18 protein-coding genes and 1 tRNA gene are annotated in these 15,929 nt (G+C 29.5%); 9 read left to right on the forward strand and 10 right to left on the reverse strand.

Going from position 1 to position 15,929, the window contains the following annotated elements; genetic code table 11:
- Positions 1–134: 134 nt before the first annotated feature.
- The 5 genes from ACTTA0_RS05670 to ACTTA0_RS05690 form a co-directional block, all read right to left on the reverse strand.
- Positions 135–905 (reverse strand): NAD kinase, encoded by a 771-nt coding sequence (locus ACTTA0_RS05670; RefSeq protein WP_440676385.1) that lies wholly within the window; start codon positions 903–905, stop codon positions 135–137.
- Between the two features lie 4 nt (positions 906–909).
- Positions 910–995 (reverse strand) — tRNA-Leu (locus tag ACTTA0_RS05675).
- Between the two features lie 44 nt (positions 996–1,039).
- Positions 1,040–2,332 (reverse strand): NAD(P)H-dependent oxidoreductase, encoded by a 1,293-nt coding sequence (locus tag ACTTA0_RS05680; protein ID WP_440676386.1) that lies wholly within the window; start codon positions 2,330–2,332, stop codon positions 1,040–1,042.
- A gap of 5 nt (positions 2,333–2,337) precedes the next feature.
- Positions 2,338–2,739, reverse strand: coding sequence for a gamma-glutamylcyclotransferase family protein (locus ACTTA0_RS05685; protein ID WP_440672185.1), 402 nt, complete (start codon positions 2,737–2,739; stop codon positions 2,338–2,340).
- Positions 2,739–3,488 (reverse strand): competence/damage-inducible protein A, encoded by a 750-nt coding sequence (locus ACTTA0_RS05690; RefSeq protein WP_440672184.1) that lies wholly within the window; start codon positions 3,486–3,488, stop codon positions 2,739–2,741. The genes ACTTA0_RS05685 and ACTTA0_RS05690 overlap by 1 nt, the downstream gene beginning before the upstream one ends.
- 20 nt (positions 3,489–3,508) lie before the next feature.
- Here ACTTA0_RS05690 and sfsA point away from each other — a divergent pair, with 20 nt between their 5' ends.
- The 9 genes from sfsA to grxD are packed head-to-tail and all read left to right on the forward strand — an operon-like array spanning position 3,509 to position 10,728.
- A complete protein-coding gene (gene sfsA / locus ACTTA0_RS05695) occupies positions 3,509–4,207 on the forward strand; it encodes a DNA/RNA nuclease SfsA (RefSeq protein WP_440676387.1) in 699 nt (232 codons plus the stop codon).
- Positions 4,200–4,970 (forward strand): type I methionyl aminopeptidase, encoded by a 771-nt coding sequence (gene map, locus ACTTA0_RS05700; RefSeq protein ID WP_440676388.1) that lies wholly within the window; start codon positions 4,200–4,202, stop codon positions 4,968–4,970. Before sfsA ends, map begins: the two co-directional genes overlap by 8 nt.
- A gap of 3 nt (positions 4,971–4,973) precedes the next feature.
- Positions 4,974–6,266, forward strand: coding sequence for an adenylosuccinate lyase (gene purB, locus ACTTA0_RS05705; protein WP_440676389.1), 1,293 nt, complete (start codon positions 4,974–4,976; stop codon positions 6,264–6,266).
- Positions 6,266–7,051: a phosphoribosylaminoimidazolesuccinocarboxamide synthase gene (purC, locus tag ACTTA0_RS05710; RefSeq protein WP_440676390.1), complete on the forward strand. Its 786-nt coding sequence runs from the start codon at positions 6,266–6,268 to the stop codon at positions 7,049–7,051. Before purB ends, purC begins: the two co-directional genes overlap by 1 nt.
- The gene (gene purS, locus ACTTA0_RS05715) at positions 7,048–7,290 is read left to right on the forward strand and encodes a phosphoribosylformylglycinamidine synthase subunit PurS (RefSeq protein ID WP_440633465.1); all 243 of its coding nucleotides are present in this window, start codon (positions 7,048–7,050) and stop codon (positions 7,288–7,290) included. Before purC ends, purS begins: the two co-directional genes overlap by 4 nt.
- 3 nt (positions 7,291–7,293) lie before the next feature.
- Positions 7,294–7,977 carry a phosphoribosylformylglycinamidine synthase I gene (gene purQ, locus ACTTA0_RS05720; RefSeq protein WP_440676391.1) on the forward strand — a complete coding sequence of 228 codons (684 nt, stop codon included), beginning with the start codon at positions 7,294–7,296 and terminating at the stop codon, positions 7,975–7,977.
- On the forward strand, positions 7,974–10,166 hold the full coding sequence (gene purL / locus ACTTA0_RS05725) for a phosphoribosylformylglycinamidine synthase subunit PurL (protein ID WP_440676392.1): 2,193 nt from the start codon (positions 7,974–7,976) through the stop codon (positions 10,164–10,166). The genes purQ and purL overlap by 4 nt, the downstream gene beginning before the upstream one ends.
- Complete coding sequence (locus tag ACTTA0_RS05730) at positions 10,166–10,396, forward strand: BolA/IbaG family iron-sulfur metabolism protein (RefSeq protein WP_440676393.1); 231 nt, start codon at positions 10,166–10,168, stop codon at positions 10,394–10,396. Before purL ends, ACTTA0_RS05730 begins: the two co-directional genes overlap by 1 nt.
- Positions 10,396–10,728: a Grx4 family monothiol glutaredoxin gene (gene grxD, locus ACTTA0_RS05735; protein WP_440676394.1), complete on the forward strand. Its 333-nt coding sequence runs from the start codon at positions 10,396–10,398 to the stop codon at positions 10,726–10,728. The genes ACTTA0_RS05730 and grxD overlap by 1 nt, the downstream gene beginning before the upstream one ends.
- A 9-nt stretch (positions 10,729–10,737) precedes the next feature.
- On the opposite strand, the gene rpsD is transcribed toward grxD, so the two are convergent.
- From rpsD to cysS, 5 genes are read right to left on the reverse strand one after another with little or no spacing between them, the layout of a single operon-like run.
- The gene (rpsD, locus tag ACTTA0_RS05740) at positions 10,738–11,355 is read right to left on the reverse strand and encodes a 30S ribosomal protein S4 (RefSeq protein WP_440676395.1); all 618 of its coding nucleotides are present in this window, start codon (positions 11,353–11,355) and stop codon (positions 10,738–10,740) included.
- 40 nt (positions 11,356–11,395) lie between these two features.
- Positions 11,396–12,109, reverse strand: a complete 714-nt coding sequence (locus ACTTA0_RS05745) for an RNA methyltransferase (RefSeq protein WP_440676396.1) — start codon at positions 12,107–12,109, stop codon at positions 11,396–11,398.
- Complete coding sequence (locus ACTTA0_RS05750) at positions 12,109–12,972, reverse strand: urea carboxylase-associated family protein (protein WP_440676397.1); 864 nt, start codon at positions 12,970–12,972, stop codon at positions 12,109–12,111. Before ACTTA0_RS05750 ends, ACTTA0_RS05745 begins: the two co-directional genes overlap by 1 nt.
- 2 nt (positions 12,973–12,974) lie before the next feature.
- Positions 12,975–14,576, reverse strand: a complete 1,602-nt coding sequence (cimA, locus tag ACTTA0_RS05755; RefSeq protein ID WP_440676398.1) for a citramalate synthase — start codon at positions 14,574–14,576, stop codon at positions 12,975–12,977.
- Complete coding sequence (gene cysS / locus ACTTA0_RS05760; RefSeq protein ID WP_440676399.1) at positions 14,573–15,928, reverse strand: cysteine--tRNA ligase; 1,356 nt, start codon at positions 15,926–15,928, stop codon at positions 14,573–14,575. The genes cimA and cysS overlap by 4 nt, the downstream gene beginning before the upstream one ends.
- Position 15,929: the final 1 nt, after the last annotated feature.

Below are 15,929 nucleotides of genomic sequence, written 5' to 3' on the forward strand. Positions count from 1 at the left end.
AGTTAACTTCAAACACTTATCAAAATTCTCGATACGAACATAGCAACTGAAGAATGACATTAATTTAAATGCAAAAAATCCTACAAATATAACTAAAGCAACTATTATAATTGGATTAAATTTATTCATTAAATCTAACTTGTTTCTTTTCTTATTTGTTCAATTTTAATTTTTTTTTGTAAACTTCTATTTTTATCATAGAGAAGATTAAACTTAATTTTATTATTTATTTTAACAGTAATAGATTTTGCATTTCTTACTTCCAAATTATCTGCAACTGCACTAATGGGTCTCTTGGATGGATTAAGATTTGTGATAACAATTTTAGATTTATCATTAACTATTTTACCCTTCCACCTTCTTGGTCTAAATGCGCTAATTGGAGATATGGATAATTTTTTTGAATGAAGACTTAATATAGGTCCATGAACAGATAAATTGTAAGCAGTGCTTCCAGCAGGTGTAGACACCAAAACTCCATCAGAAACTAATTTTTTTATAATTTGCCTAGAACCTTGTTTAATTGATAACGAAGCTGCTTGTCTGCTCTGTCTTAATACAGAAACTTCATTAATAGCAATAGATTTTTTGATTTGATTATTTTTATTTCTTACAATCATCTCTAAAGGAGAAATTGAAACCATATTTGCTTTAGAAAGGTTTTTTATTATATCTTTTGAGGAAAATTTATTCATTAGAAAACCGTAGTTTCCAGAGTTAATTCCATAGAAAAATTTATTAGAATTTTTGTTTCTTTTAAGAGTTTGGAGCATAAAACCATCACCTCCAATAACAATAGTTAAATTTTTGTTTTGTAAATTATTAGAACTAATTTTTTTTAATAAAATATTTTTTATATTTAAGGATTTATTATTTTTATCAGAAATAATTTGTAGTTTGTTCATTTAATGGTGCCCTCGGCCAGACTCGAACTGGCACTCCGCAAGCGGCAAGGATTTTAAGTCCTTTGTGTCTACCAATTTCACCACGAGGGCATTAATGAATTTCACTGTTATATCCACAATTATTTATAACTCAACTATATTAAATTGTATTGGTAATCTCTAGCGTCTATTACCTCTTTTGGCAAATTGAGCTCAACATCACCAATTTTTATTATTTCATCTTTGTTGATATTTTTTTTCAATATTGCATTATCTGTTAAACCAAGTGGTAAAATCATTTCATTTTTTGAATTTTGAGATGTAATTAATTTACCTCTTGTACAAAACCCTCCTTCCCCGTCGAGCTTTTCACCAACTTTTAAATCTTTTTTTGCAACACTTGCAACATCTGCATTATATTTTTTTGTATAACCTGTTGCTCTATTATCAAGCGCTATAGAATATATGGACTGAGCAAGTTCTAAACCAATATAATGATAAGGTCTCCATATTGCCGAGTAGTTTCCAGAGGAATCTGTGACCATTCCATAATCTTTAAAACAATTTTTTACATATTCATTTTGAGCTTTAATTACAATGTATACGCCCCACCTCAAGTCATTAGGAATATCTTTTTTATTTAGATCAATACTTGATATAACTTCAACTTGACCTTCAAAATCAATTAATCCACCATCTTTTTTTGGTATTAATTTTTTTGCTATATCATAAACCCCAACTGCAGGAAAAGTTAATCCGTTAGAAGGACATTTAAGATTTGCAGCATTGCTTACTGCGCACATTTCAATTGCAGATTTATCACCACATAAAAAACTATTGAACATTTTAGGATTCATTCCTGACTCACTCTCTGCTCTTTCTTTAGTTAAACCATAATGACCCCAAACTGTATCAGGTGTAGAATATTCAAAACTTGGATGGTATTTTGTTCCTTTTCCAGCACAAATAACTTCAAAACCATTAAGTCTAGCCCATTCAATTTGTTCTAGAATTAACGAAGGTTGATCACCATAAGCCATCGAACAAATAACTCCATTTTCTCTAGCTAAATCTGATAAATATTTTCCACATGTAATATCTGCCTCTACATTAACTAAAATCAAATGTTTCTTTTCTTTTAAGATCCTTGTTGCATGGACAGTGCCTACAATAGGGTTTCCTGTTGCTTCAATAAAGATTTCAATATTTCTATCAATAATTTGATCAAGAGAAGTTGAAAAATTAATTTTAGATACCTCTTCTTTACTTACTCCACTTTTTAAACAATTTCTTTTTGCTTGATCAATATTGAGGTCAACTATGCTATCAATTTTAATTTTATTTAAGTTAGAATATTGAGATAAAAACATACTTACAAATTTTCCACATCCAATAAAAGCTACTCTTATTGGATTTTTTTGATCTTCTAATTTTGTGTGTAAAAACATTTCAATTAAAATTGTAAAGCTTTTGTTAGAAATTTTTTATCTAACTTGCAATCTTTATATCCTCTTTTAACTATGTTTAGATATCTTTCTGTAGGAAACTTAAATGGAGATTTCTTGACCATTGTATAAGTCATGACTTTTTTTCCATAATAATAAAAATAGTGTTTTTTATATAAAATTGGAAAATCCTCATAAACATCCAACTTTTTCTCATCACTTTTTGATATTTCAAATAATCCACCTGGTACGATCGAATTTTTTTTTGGCTCTATATCTGCTGCTCTGTATTTACTTCTAAATGTTAATTTAAAATCTTTTAAGTTTATTTTTTTTAAAAAAACACTGTCTTTACATCTTCGTTTCATTTGAAAATGATGAAGATTGCTACCGTAAGCAAAATACAACATTAGCGCTCAACTACCTCAATTTTTTTTTCATTTACAAATTTTAAAATCTGCGAATTACAATCATCAATTTTATTTTGATCTTCTGATCTAATAACTATCGATACACCAAGCTTACCAGCATGAAAAAATGGGTAACTGCCAATCTCTACGTCCAAATTATTATTTTGTACTTTTGTTAATGAACTTGCTATTTCACTTTCAACTGTTCTTAAACTTATAGTTAAACTTTTGATTGGTTCACCTCCAACTATATTATTTGTTAATCCACCTAACATGGATTTTAATATAGAAGGAACTCCTGGTAGTGAGTAAACATTCTCAACATTAAATCCTGGAGCACCACTTGTTGGATTTAAAATAAGATTTGCATTTTCAGGCATCCATGCCATTTTTTGTCTTCCCTCATTAAATTCTCCAGGTTGATAATATTCTTCTAGAATTTTGAAAGCTTCCTTGTGAACTTCGTATTTTATTCCAAATGCTTTTGAAACTGATTGAGCTGTTATATCATCGTGAGTAGGTCCAATACCACCAGTTGTAAAAACATAATCATATTTTAATCTAAGTAAATTTAGTGTTTCAACTATAATATTTTCAACATCGGGAATTACTCTAACTTCCTCAACCTTTACCCCTATAGAATTTAACCAAGTTGCTAATGTTGAGGTATTAGTGTCTTGTGTTCTTCCAGATAAAATTTCATTACCAATAATTAAAATTGAAGCTTTAAATTTTGCTTTTTTATCCATATGAAATATATAATTTACTCATGGAATTTACCAAGTCTTTAGTAAAAGGCAAACTAATCAAACGTTACAAAAGGTTTTTTACCGACATAAAACTTGGTAAAGAAATTGTCACAGCTCATTGTCCTAACACGGGTTCTATGAAAGGTTTATTAGATGAAGGTAATGAAGTTTATTTACTACCAAATAATAACCCTAAGAGAAAACTAAAGTTTGGACTTGAAATAATTAAATCAAGAAATAATTTAGTAGGTGTCAATACTCATATGGCTAACAAGATAGTAAATCATGCTATCGAAAATAATTTGATCAAAGAATTAAAAAATAACGATAAAATAAAACCAGAGGTATTCTTTAATAAGGAAACTAGATTTGATTTTTTGCTAGAAAAAAAAAATAAAAAAAGCTTTGTTGAGGTCAAGAATGTTACTTTATTTAGAGATAAAGAAACTGCTGAGTTTCCAGATGCTATTACTTCAAGAGGATCTAAGCACTTATTAACTCTTATTGATGCCATAAATAAAGGTTATAAAGGTTATCTGATATTTTTAGTTCAAATTCAAAATATGAAATATTTTAAAATAGCTAAAGATATCGATGAAGAATATTATGAAAATTATAAAAAAGCTAAAAGAGCCGGAGTAAATTTTCTAGCTTATAGATGTGATATAAGTTCAAAAAAAATTATTATAGATAAAAAACTTAAAATTTTAGATGAGTGATTATAAAGAAAAATTTGAAAAAATGAGAGTTGCTGGTGATTTAGCATCAAGGACACTTGATATGTTAACCGATAACATTAAGGAAGGTGTCTCTACAGACTATATAGATAAATTGGGATATGAGTTTATAAGAGATAACGGAGGACACTCTGCTCCACTTTACTATAGAGGTTTTACAAAATCTTTATGTACTTCATTAAATCATGTTGTATGTCATGGAATTCCTTCAGATAGAGTTTTGAGAGATGGTGATGCGGTGAATGTTGATGTTACTGCAATTGTAGATGAACATTATGGTGATACCAGTAGAATGTTTTGCATTGGTAAAACACCAATTAAATTAAACAATCTAATAGATGCTACTTACGAGTCTATGATGAGAGCAATTAGAATTTTAAAACCAGGAATTAAATTAGGTGATATTGGTCACGAAATTCAATCATTTGTTGAAGAAAAAGGATACTCTGTTGTTAGAGATTTTTGTGGTCACGGTATAAGTACAACATTTCATGAACCACCAAACATTTTACATTATGGAAGTAAAAACTCAGGACCAGAGTTAAAACCTGGAATGACTTTTACAATAGAGCCAATGATAAATTCAGGTAAATATGATGTTAAAATGTTAAATGATGGTTGGACTGCTGTCACAAAAGATAAATCTTTATCTGCTCAATTTGAACATACATTAGGAATTACTGAAAATGGTTATGAAATCTTTACAGAATCTGCTAAAGGTTATTCAAAGCCTCCATACTTATAATTAATGATTAAAAGATACTCTCGAAAAGAACTAACTGATATTTGGTCAGAGGAAAATAAATATAAAATTTGGCTAGATGTAGAAGTTGCAGCTGCTGAGGCTATGGAAAAACTTGGTCAAATACCAAGAGGAGTAGCTTCGATTGTTAGAAAAAAAGCAGTTATCAATGTCAATAGAATTCATAAAATTGAATCTGAAGTTAAACATGATGTTATAGCATTTCTTACCTCTGTTACAGAAAAAGCAGGAATTAAAGCAAGATATTTACATCAAGGTATGACTTCATCAGATGTACTTGATACCAGTTTTAATATTCAATTAGTTCAATCTGGAAAAATAATTCTTAAAGATATCGATCAAATTTTAAAAGTACTTAAGAAGCAAGCAAAAAAATATAAAATGACTCCATGTATGGGAAGAAGTCATGGAATTCATGCTGAACCAGTTACTTTTGGATTAAAATTAGCTTCTTTTTATGAGGAATTTAAAAGAAACAGAAGAAGACTTAAAGATGCAATAGACGAGGTATCCACGTGTGCAATATCAGGAGCCGTTGGGACTTTTGCAAATATAAGCCCTAATGTAGAAAAACATGTTGCAAAAAAATTAGGTTTAAAAATTGAACCTATTTCAACGCAAGTTATTCCAAGAGATCGACATGCATTTTATTTTTCAGTTTTAGGTATTATTGCAGGGTCAATTGAGAGAGTTGCAATTGAAATAAGGCATTTACAAAGAACAGAAGTTTATGAATTACAAGAGTATTTTTCGAAAAATCAAAAAGGATCATCCGCGATGCCTCACAAGAAAAATCCAATTTTAAGTGAAAATTTAACTGGTTTAGCTAGAATGGTTAGAAGTGCTGTGATACCAGCTTTAGAAAATATAGCGCTATGGCATGAAAGAGATATTTCACACTCAAGTGTTGAAAGAAACATCGGTCCCGATGCAAATATTACAACAGACTTTGCATTGGTTAGATTAACAAATATTTTAGACAACATGATTGTTTATCCTAAAAAAATGTTAGAAAACTTGAATATAACAAAAGGGCTAATTTTCTCTCAAGAAGTTATGCTAGAATTAACAAAATCTGGTTTAAGTAGAGAAAAATCTTACAGAATGGTTCAATCGTATGCGAAAAAATGTTTTGCAGAAAACCTAAACTTATTAGACGTGATATCTAGTGATAAGTTTATTATGAGTAAAATTCCTTCGAAAAGGCTAAAATCAATATTTAGTTACGCAAAACACTTTAAAAATGTGAATTTGATCTTTAGAAGAGTTTTTAAATAATGAAAAAAGGAAAAAAACTATACGAAGGTAAAGCAAAAATCATTTATGCAACAAATGATAAAAATATAGTTATTCAATATTTTAAAGATGATGCAACGGCATTCAATAATCAAAAAAAAACTACAATTGAAGGTAAAGGTGTTTTAAACAATAGAATATCTGAACATATTCTCTCAAATTTATCTCAAATAGGAATTAAAAATCATTTAGTGAAAAGATTAAATATGCGTGAACAAATAATAAAACTAGTTGAGATAATTCCAATTGAATTTATTGTTAGAAATGTTGCTACAGGATCTATTACTAAAAGACTAGGTGTTGAGGATGGAACTGTTTTAAAAGAACCATTAATTGAATACTGCTTAAAAGATGACAAATTAGGTGACCCTCTAATTGCAGAAGAGCACATAATAGCTTTCGATTGGGCTAGCAAGAACGAAATTGATAAAGTCAAGAAAATGATACTAAGAATTAATGACTTTATGATTGGAATGTTCAGAGGAGTTGGAATTAAATTGATTGATTTCAAACTAGAATTTGGAAGGTTAAAGTCTAATGGGAAGCAAGAAGTAATACTTGCAGATGAAATTAGCCCAGATACATGCAGACTTTGGGACAGTATAACTGATAAAAAACTTGATAAAGACAGATTTAGAAAAGATTTAGGTGATTTAATTCCAGCCTACACAGAAGTTGCTAAAAGATTAGGTATTTTGCATGAACAATCAAATGTAAGTGCCGTGAATGTAACAAAACTATCATCTGTTAAGAGAAAGAAAAAATGAAAATCTCAGTAATAATTACTTTAAAAAAAGATGTTTTAGATCCACAAGGTAAAGTTATTCATCAAACTTTAGATGGAATGGGCTTTGATGATGTTAATGAAGTTAGACAAGGTAAATATTTTGAAATTGATACAAAAGAAAATGATCCAAAAAAAGCTAAAGATAAAGTTGAAGAAATGTGCAAAAAACTTTTAGCCAATCTTGTAATTGAAAACTATAAAATTATTGATCTAAAGTAATCAATGAAATCATCTGTCATTACTTTTCCTGGATCCAATTGCGATAGAGATATGGATGTTGCTCTAAGAAAATTTGGATTTAAAAATAAAATGGTTTGGCATGATGATGTTGAACTTCCAAAAAGTGATTTAATTGTTTTACCAGGAGGATTTTCATATGGTGACTATTTAAGATGTGGGAGTATGGCATCTAAATCAAAAATCATGAAGTCAGTCATTAATTTTGCTAACTCTGGTGGTATGGTAATGGGAATTTGTAATGGATTTCAAATATTAGTTGAAACTGGACTAGTTCCAGGCGTCTTATTAAGAAATAAATATTTAGAATTTATTTGCAAAAATGTATTCGTAAAAATTAATAACAAAACAAATAATTATTTTAATAATATTAAAAATGATGTTTTGGAATTTCATATTGCTCACAATGAAGGAAATTATTTTTGTACCAAAGATCAATTAAAAGAAATTGAAGATAATGAACAAGTTGCAATAAATTATTGTGATGAAAATGGTAAAATAGAAGAAAAATTCAATCCAAACGGTTCAATTAAAAATATTGCTGGTATTTTTAATAAAGAAAAAAATGTTTTAGGTATGATGCCTCATCCTGAAAGAATGATTGATAATTGTTTATCAGGAGAAGATGGTTCAATTTTTTTTAATAATTTAATTAATAATTTAAAATGATAGTAAACGAACAAGTAGCTATTGATCATGGTTTAAAAAAAGATGAATATGCTAAAATTTGTGAATTATTAAAAAGAACTCCAAATATTACTGAACTTGGTATTTTTTCAGCAATGTGGAATGAGCATTGCTCATATAAATCATCCAGACTTCATTTGAAAAAACTTCCAACAAAAGGAAAAAAAGTTATTCAAGGTCCTGGTGAAAACGCTGGTGTTATTGATATTGAAGATAATGATGCCATTGTTTTTAAAATTGAAAGCCATAACCACCCATCTTTTATTGAACCCTATCAAGGTGCAGCAACTGGTGTTGGTGGGATTATGAGGGATGTGTTTACAATGGGTGCTAGACCTATTGCAAATTTAAACTCAATTCATTTTGGTTCCCCTCAACACAAAAAAACAAAAAATCTGCTAAGAGGTGTAGTTCATGGAATTGGAGGATATGGAAATTGTATGGGTGTTCCAACTGTTGCAGGACAAACAAGTTTTGATAGTTCATATAATGGTAATATCTTGGTTAATGCAATGACCTTGGGATTGGTTAAAAAAGATAAGATTTTTTACTCAAAAGCAGCTGGTTTAAACAAGCCAGTTATTTATGTTGGTTCAAAAACAGGTAGAGATGGAATTCATGGAGCTAGTATGGCTTCAGCAAGTTTTGATGACAAAATAGAGGAAAAGAAACCCACTGTTCAAGTTGGAGATCCATTTACTGAAAAACTACTACTAGAAGCTTGTTTAGAATTAATGGCTGGAGACTCAATTATAGCTATACAAGATATGGGAGCTGCTGGATTAACATCATCAAGTATAGAAATGGCATCAAAAGGAAATCTTGGAATTGAAATAAATCTAAACAAAGTTCCTTGCAGAGAAACTAAGATGACACCTTATGAAATTATGCTCTCTGAAAGCCAAGAAAGAATGTTAATTGTTTTAGAAAATGGAAAAGAAAAACAAGCAAAAAAAATATTTGATAAATGGAATTTAGATTTTGCAGTAATTGGCAAAACTACTAATTCAAAAAAAATACAACTTTACTTTGACAATGAAAAGGTTGTTGACATCCCAGTAAATACATTAGTCGAAAATTCACCTATGTACGATCGTAAATGGAAAAAAGCAAAGCTACCCAAAAAAAAAAAAGTTAAAAAAGAAGATTTAAAAAATTTCAAAATTATAGATGTTCTGAAAAAAGTTTTAGCAAACCCAAATATTTGTAGCAAAGATTGGATTTGGCAGCAGTATGATCATACGGTAATGGGTGACACTATTCAAAAACCAGGTGGAGATGCTGGAGTCGTAAGAGTGCACGGGACAAATAAAGCTGTAGCTGCTTCAGTCGACAGTTCTGCTGTATATTGTTGGGCTCACCCTCTTACAGGTGGAAAACAAGTTGTTTGCGAAAGTTTTAGAAATTTAATTGCTGTTGGTGCAAAACCTATAGCTATTACAAATTGTTTAAATTTTGGAAGCCCTGAAAATGAAGAGAATATGGGTGAGTTTGTCGAATGTGTTCAAGGAATTGGTGAAGCAAGTGAATATTTAAAATTCCCAGTAGTTTCAGGAAATGTATCTTTTTACAATCAAACTAAAGATGAAGGTATAAAACCAACTCCTGCTATTGGAGGTGTAGGTTTGATAAAGGATTATAATAAAATGATCACTATGGATTTTAAAAAGATTGATAATGTGGTTTTGGTTGTTGGAAAAACAGAGGGACATTTGGATCAAACTATATTTGCAAGGAATATATTAGGTGAAAAAAATGGTCCTCCTCCTGAAATAAATTTATTTAATGAAAAAAATAATGGAGAAACTTTATTGAAACTTGTCGAAAGCAATCTCATCAAAAGTGCTCATGATGTTTCTTTAGGTGGAATTATTACAGCGGTAGCCAAAATGTGCATCAAAGGTAAAAAAGGAATAAATTTAAACAAACCAAAATATTTAATTAATGAATTGGAGTATTTCTTTGGCGAAGATCAAGGACGTTACATTATTGAGGTTGGTGAAAAAGATTTAAAAAAAGTCACAGATATATTGAATAAAAATGCTGTTCATTTTGATGAACTTGGAACAATTATTGAAAATGAGCTATATATTAATGATAAGACAAAAGTTACAATTGACGAATTAACAAGTTCAAATACAAAGTGGCTTACAGATTATATGAGTAACTAATGGCAATGGATTTAAAAGATATTGAGAGTTTAATTAAAGAAGCAATGCCTGATGCGGTTGTAGAAATTCAAGATTTAGCAGGTGATGGAAATCATTATTCAGCGACTGTGACTTCTTCTCAGTTTTCAGGGAAAAGTAAAATTGAACAACATAAAATGGTATATAATTCTCTAAAAGGACGTATGGGAAATGAATTACATGCCCTAGCAATTAAAACAAAGGAGCAATAATGGACGATAATACAAAAAATATAATTCAAAATTATATAGACAACAATGATGTTTGTTTATTTATGAAAGGAACTCCAGATGCTCCACAGTGTGGTTTTTCAATGGCTGTCTCAAACATGTTAAAAATTCTTGAAGTAAATTTTAAAGGAGTAAATGTTTTAGAAGATCAAAACATCAGAGAAGGTATTAAAGTTTACAGTGATTGGCCAACAATTCCTCAATTGTATATTAAAAAAGAATTTGTTGGTGGATGTGATATCGTAAAAGAAATGTACGAAAACGGAGAGCTTAAAAAAGTTCTTGAGGATAAAGGTATTAATTTTAAAAATTAAATTTAGAAATTATCTAGAGTAATATTCAATTACAAGATTGGGTTCCATTATTACAGGATAAGGAACTTCTTCAAATTTAGGAACTCTTACAAATTTTAATTTTTTATTTTTCTCATCCATTTGGATGTATTCTGGTGTTTCTCTTTCTTTATTTGCTAGAGCGATATCAATGATTGCTAATTGCTTAGATTTGTCTCTAATTTCAATTGTATCCTCTTCTTTTACTAAATAGCTTCCAATATTAACTTTCTTGCCATTTACTCTAACATGACCGTGATTGATTAATTGTCTAGCTGAAAAAATAGTTGTTGCAAATTTTGCTCTATAAATAATTGCATCTAATCTTCTCTCTAATAGACCAATTAAATTTTCACCCGTATCACCCTTAAGCATAACTGCTTTTTTGTATATATTTCTGAATTGTTTTTCATTTATATTTCCGTAGTAAGCTTTTAGTTTTTGTTTAGCTTGTAACTGAATTCCATAATCTGAAGGCTTAGATGTTTTTGTTTGACCATGCTGACCAGGTCCATAAGCTCTAGTATTAAAAGGACTTTTTGGTCTTCCCCATAGGTTAACCTTTAATCTTCTGTCTACTTTATGTTTAGAGTTTAATCTTTTTGTCATTTAATAGTGGGCTTTATAAACTTACTCTTACTTTTGTCAATCAACGTTTTTTACCTAAACTCGCAAATACACCTGATAAAATACGTGTTTCTTTAGTTGATAATTCCATTCGGTAAAAGATATTTCTTAAGTTTTCAAGCATTATTGGCTTCTTCTCTTTTGATTTGAAGAAATTAATCTCCTCTAGATTCTGGATGCATAAATTAGCCATAGCAGCAATCTCTTTTTTAGAGGCGGATTTTACTTTATTTGATTTATTAAAAGAGGACACTTTTGAATTAAGAATACTTGATACATATTGAGCAATAATAATCAAACTATGGGATAGGTTTAATGACTTGAAATCAGGATTTGTTGGAATTTGAAGGGTGTAATTGGCATAACTAATTTCATTATTGGATAAACCTGATGCTTCTGATCCAAGCAGAAAAGCTACTTTTTTTTTATAATTAATTTTTTTTAAATGTTCTAATTGAATATGCTTGATATTTTTATTTCTAAATCTCGCTGATGTTGCAATAACAATATCGATATTCTTTAAAGATTTTTCTAAATTTTCATAATTCTTTGTTTTGTTTATAATATTCTTAGCACCAACAGAAGTTGCTAAAATTTTATCGTTAGGAAATATTGGTTTAGGATTAACAACAATTAATTTTTTAAAATTAAAATTTTTCATTCCTCTGGCGCAAGCTCCAATATTTTCTGAAAGCTGAGGCTTATGTAAAATGAAAGAAATATTATTAACTGACATTAATCAATGCCATGATTTCTGTTATAACTAGAAACAGCAGATGATTTAATGCCTGTTAAATACTTGGGATCTATAGACCAAATAGAAACTTTTAATGGATAACATTTTGCAACATCAGAAGAGTGTTCGGATCCACAATCTCCTCCAGGACAAGCTGAAAGTGCGCCCAACAAATCTGTTTCAGCAAAAAACTCTAAATAATCCCCTGGTCTAACAGGACTAGCTTTCATAAAGTATTGTTTGGTGTCATTAGTAAAACCAGTTAACATAAATACATTTAATACATCATGAACTAATTTTTCTGCATGATCTAGCTGAACATTTTTTTCTTTAACTAATGCTCTTGTTAGATTTGAATGGCAACAATAGTGGTAATCATTATCACTTAAAAGTTTTGACGTATAAGGATCACATCTGGTTCCAATTACATCATGAACAGAGCCACCATCTTTATCATAATCATACCAATCCAAAGTGTCCCAAGTTATTGTCGCTAAAGACCTAAGGTATGGAAAACTGCTAAACATTTTGTCTCCAACGGATAGATGCGTTCCATATAAAGCTCTTGTTTTTCCTGAATAAAATTTTTCCTCTAAATTATTTAAATTAAATAAATTTAGATCTCCTACTTGTGGGCCATCTACACTTTCAATTCTAAAAAACTCACCAAATTTTACCTCGAACGTTTTTGCATCTCTAGGAGGAATAATTACTTCATCTTTTTTAATCAAATGTTCTCTTGCAGAATGTAAAATACTTAAATTTTTATCTTCAATAGTGGTATTTGGATAACAAACGATAGGCTTTGCCCCTATTCTACTATCGATATCTGTTGGTTTTTCTGAAAATTTTTTAATTTTCATTTTTATAAACTTCCAGGTGCTTTATCCTTAAATAATTTATAATCTAAACTATCCACTAAAGCTTTAAATGAGGCGTCAATTATATTGGGTGACACTCCAATTGTGAACCAGTTCACTCCTTTGGAGTCTGTGCTTTCAATACTAACTCTGGTAACTGCTTCTGTACCTGTATTTAGAATTCTAACTTTATAGTCAACAAGTCTTAAATCTTTCAAGTACTCAGAATATTTAGCAAGTTTATTTACATTCTTTCTGATCGCATTATCTAAAGCATTAACAGGTCCGTTTCCTTGTCCTTCGCATAAAATTTTGTCTCCATCTACTTCTAATTGCGCTTTCGCATAAGATATAATCTCTCCAGTTTTATCTTTCTTTACTGAAACATCATACTCATTAATTGAAATATATCTTGGTATCTCTCCCATCAATCTTCTCGCAAGTAATTCAAAAGATGCATCTGCACCATCATAACTGTAGCCAATGAACTCTCTGTCTTTTACTTCATCTAAAAGTTTTTTTATTTTTGGGTCACTTTTCTGAACATTAATCCCAATTGAATTTAATCTAGACATAATATTTGATTGTCCTGATTGATCAGAAACTACAATATTTCTAGAATTTCCAACCTCTTCAGGACTGATGTGCTCATAAGTTTTTGGATCTTTTTGAACTGCAGACACATGCATCCCACCTTTGTGGGAAAAAGCTGATGCACCAACATAAGGTAAATGTTTGTTAGGTTTTCTATTTAATATTTCATCTAGTAATCTTGAGCATTGAGTTAAATTTTTTAAATTATCTCTCTTGATACTTAGTTCAAATTTATCAGAAAAATCTTTCTTTAAAAAGAATGAGGGTATTAATGACATCAAGTTTGCATTACCACATCTTTCACCTAATCCATTTATAGTACCTTGAACTTGTCTTACGCCAGCTTGAACTGCTGCAAGACTATTAGCAACAGCATTTTCAGTATCATTATGAGCGTGTATTCCTAAATTTTTTCCCGGAATATGTTTGGTTACTTCAGTTACAATTTTAGAAATTTCATGTGGTAGCGTCCCACCATTAGTATCACACAATACAATCCATCTAGCTCCATTTTCAAACGCAGCTTTTAAACAAGACAAAGCGTATTCTGGATTGGATTTATAACCATCAAAGAAATGTTCAGCATCAAACATAAATTCTTTACCTGATTTAACAATATGTTTGGTACTTTCACTTATGTTCATTAAATTTTGTTCGTTAGTTATTCCTAAGGCAACTTTCACTTGAAAATCCCATGATTTACCAAATAAACAAACAGATGAGCTTTTTGAATTTATTAATGATGATAACATTGGATCATTTTCAGCACTATGCTCTGATTTTTTTGTCATACCAAACGCAGTTAATTTAGTTGATTTAAAATCATGATCTTTATTAAAAAATTCTGTATCTGTTGGATTAGCTCCAGGCCATCCTCCTTCAACATAATCTACTCCCAACAAATCCAATGCAGATGAAATTTTTTCTTTATCATCGATAGAAAAATCTACTCCTTGTGTCTGTGCTCCATCACGTAATGTTGTATCAAAAATATAAAGTTTTTCTTTACTCATTTAAATTTCCAAATCGTTTTACCATTTTTATCTTCTATTAAAACACCTTTGTCTGAGAGTTCATTTCTAATTTTATCAGCTTCTTCATAATTTTTGTTCTCTCTTGATTTATTTCTCTCATCAATTTTCTTCAAAATTTCTTCCTCTGAAATAGAAGCTCTGCTCATTTTGAAACTTAACCACTTCTCTTTATTTTGTTTCAATAAACCTACAAATCGACAAGCAGATACAAATAAGGCTTTATCATTGTCATTACCTTTTAGTGCTTTTTCATATAATTTGTGTAAATTTGCTATGTAACCTGGTGTGTTTAAATCATCATACAAAGGTTGAAGAATTTCATCCGAGATATCTGCATTATTTTTACTATCTACATAAACATTGTACCATTTATTAATTGTATTTTGACAATCTTCTAAAAGTTTATCGTTCCAATCTAATGGTTGTTTATAATGTGCACTCATTAAAGCTAATCTTAAAACCTGACCACTTATCTTATTTCTAAAATCTTTTATTTTTAAAATGTTACCTTGAGATTTTGCCATCTTTTCATTGGACATAGTAATAAATGCATTGTGCAACCAAAAATTAGCAAATACCTTTGTATCATTAGCACATCTTGATTGTGCTATTTCATTTTCATGATGGGGGAATATTAAATCAATACCACCTCCATGAACATCAAACTCATCTCCTAAAAATTTTTTTGACATTGCTGAACATTCTAAATGCCATCCAGGTCTTCCTTTTCCCCATGGAGAATCCCAAGAAGGTTCATCACTTGCTGATGGCTTCCATAAAACAAAATCTTCTGAATTTTTTTTATTTTCACTTATTTCAATCCTTGATCCTGCAATTAAGTCTTCTAGTTTTTTGTTTGATAGCTGACCATAATCATTAAACTTTTTAACCTCAAAATAAACATGGTTGTTATTCACATAAGCAAAACCTTTTTTAATTAATTCAGAAACCATTTCAATCATCAAATCAATATTTTCAGTTGCTTTAGGTTGATGAGTTGGTGTTTCACAATTTAAATAATTACAATCTTCACCAAAACTTTCAGTAACTTTATTTGTTAGCTCTGAAATTGAAATATTATTTTCTTTTGAAGATTTAATAATTTTATCATCTACATCTGTAATATTTCTAACATAAGTAACTTTTGAATATTTTTTTTTAAAAATTTTATAAAGGATATCAAAAACAACTATTGGTCTAGCATTACCAATATGAGGATCATCATAAACTGTTGGTCCACAAACATACATTCTTATATTTTGTTCATCTATTGGAACAAATTTTTCTTTTTTGTTTGTAAGATTGTTTGTTAAAAAAATATCGTTACTCATA

Origin of the sequence: Candidatus Pelagibacter sp. HIMB1593, from assembly GCF_052047755.1 — a bacterium.
In the GTDB taxonomy this organism is placed as follows: Bacteria; Pseudomonadota; Alphaproteobacteria; order Pelagibacterales; family Pelagibacteraceae; genus Pelagibacter.

Coding starts and splice junctions, on each gene's coding strand:
- ACTTA0_RS05670 (WP_440676385.1), bottom strand. CDS start 905: ATGAACAAACTACAAATTATTTCTGATAAAAATAATAAATCCTTAAAT.
- ACTTA0_RS05680 (WP_440676386.1), bottom strand. CDS start 2,332: ATGTTTTTACACACAAAATTAGAAGATCAAAAAAATCCAATAAGAGTA.
- ACTTA0_RS05685 (WP_440672185.1), bottom strand. CDS start 2,739: ATGTTGTATTTTGCTTACGGTAGCAATCTTCATCATTTTCAAATGAAA.
- ACTTA0_RS05690 (WP_440672184.1), bottom strand. CDS start 3,488: ATGGATAAAAAAGCAAAATTTAAAGCTTCAATTTTAATTATTGGTAAT.
- sfsA (WP_440676387.1), top strand. CDS start 3,509: ATGGAATTTACCAAGTCTTTAGTAAAAGGCAAACTAATCAAACGTTAC.
- map (WP_440676388.1), top strand. CDS start 4,200: ATGAGTGATTATAAAGAAAAATTTGAAAAAATGAGAGTTGCTGGTGAT.
- purB (WP_440676389.1), top strand. CDS start 4,974: ATGATTAAAAGATACTCTCGAAAAGAACTAACTGATATTTGGTCAGAG.
- purC (WP_440676390.1), top strand. CDS start 6,266: ATGAAAAAAGGAAAAAAACTATACGAAGGTAAAGCAAAAATCATTTAT.
- purS (WP_440633465.1), top strand. CDS start 7,048: ATGAAAATCTCAGTAATAATTACTTTAAAAAAAGATGTTTTAGATCCA.
- purQ (WP_440676391.1), top strand. CDS start 7,294: ATGAAATCATCTGTCATTACTTTTCCTGGATCCAATTGCGATAGAGAT.
- purL (WP_440676392.1), top strand. CDS start 7,974: ATGATAGTAAACGAACAAGTAGCTATTGATCATGGTTTAAAAAAAGAT.
- ACTTA0_RS05730 (WP_440676393.1), top strand. CDS start 10,166: ATGGCAATGGATTTAAAAGATATTGAGAGTTTAATTAAAGAAGCAATG.
- grxD (WP_440676394.1), top strand. CDS start 10,396: ATGGACGATAATACAAAAAATATAATTCAAAATTATATAGACAACAAT.
- rpsD (WP_440676395.1), bottom strand. CDS start 11,355: ATGACAAAAAGATTAAACTCTAAACATAAAGTAGACAGAAGATTAAAG.
- ACTTA0_RS05745 (WP_440676396.1), bottom strand. CDS start 12,109: ATGTCAGTTAATAATATTTCTTTCATTTTACATAAGCCTCAGCTTTCA.
- ACTTA0_RS05750 (WP_440676397.1), bottom strand. CDS start 12,972: ATGAAAATTAAAAAATTTTCAGAAAAACCAACAGATATCGATAGTAGA.
- cimA (WP_440676398.1), bottom strand. CDS start 14,576: ATGAGTAAAGAAAAACTTTATATTTTTGATACAACATTACGTGATGGA.
- cysS (WP_440676399.1), bottom strand. CDS start 15,928: ATGAGTAACGATATTTTTTTAACAAACAATCTTACAAACAAAAAAGAA.